This is a genomic window from Pseudomonas sp. BJa5 (assembly GCF_030272875.2).
In the GTDB taxonomy this organism is placed as follows: Bacteria; Pseudomonadota; Gammaproteobacteria; order Pseudomonadales; family Pseudomonadaceae; genus Aquipseudomonas.
In genome coordinates, this window is record NZ_JALRNG020000221.1 from 1 (window position 1) to 237 (window position 237).

Below are 237 nucleotides of genomic sequence, written 5' to 3' on the forward strand. Positions count from 1 at the left end.
ACACCTCGAGCCAAGTTTATGTAATGAGCTATCTTTCCGCACACACCCCGATGATGCAGCATGACTGGAAGCTTAAGAACCAGCACCCGGACCAGCTGATGTTCTACCGCATGGTCGACTTCTACGAGATCTTCTATGAAGACGCAAAGAAGGCCGCCAAACTCATGTATATCACCCTGACCGCCCGCGTGCAGTCGGCGGGCCAGTCGATTCCCATGTGCGTTATCCCCATCCATT

1 protein-coding gene is annotated in these 237 nt (G+C 53.2%); it reads left to right on the top strand.

Translation table 11 applies throughout. The annotated features are described in order from the left end of the window. Positions 1-23: 23 nt before the first annotated feature. Positions 24-237 (top strand): hypothetical protein (locus M2D63_RS26100; protein WP_285865922.1); only part of this gene is annotated, 214 nt, incomplete at its 3' end.